This is a genomic window from Micromonospora sp. URMC 106, from assembly GCF_051386395.1.
Taxonomy (GTDB): Bacteria; Actinomycetota; Actinomycetes; order Mycobacteriales; family Micromonosporaceae; genus Micromonospora.
In genome coordinates this window covers 1-327 of sequence record NZ_JBPQTP010000267.1, presented here as the reverse complement: position 1 = coordinate 327, position 327 = coordinate 1, and the positions used below count along the sequence as shown (strand labels likewise).

The following is a 327-nucleotide window of genomic DNA, read 5'->3' as shown; positions in this document are numbered from 1 at the left end:
GCCGGGCCGGGCCGGTGACCCGCGCCGCTCCGGCGGTCCAGCCTGTTGCGGCGGACCCGGACGGGGACCCGGCGGTCTACCGGGTCGCCCGGGGCGACCACCTGGGCACCGTCGCCCAGCGCTACCTGGACGACTTCGGCGACTACCGCGAGCTGGCCGCGCTGAACCGGCTCGCCGACCCGGACCGGATCCACCCGGGCCAGTTGCTGAAGCTCCCGCAGGAGGCCGAGGACCGGGGTGCCCGCCGGCACGCCACCGGCCCACGTCACCACCTCGGCCGTGCCGTGCACGGTCGAGCCGTGGGTGAGGATCCGCGCGACCTGGAGG

1 protein-coding gene is annotated in these 327 nt (G+C 77.4%); it reads left to right on the top strand.

The window, feature by feature from the left end; all coding sequences use genetic code 11:
* A partial coding sequence (locus ACSNOB_RS32060) for a LysM peptidoglycan-binding domain-containing protein (RefSeq protein ID WP_436691198.1) occupies positions 1-327 on the top strand: 327 nt, incomplete at both ends.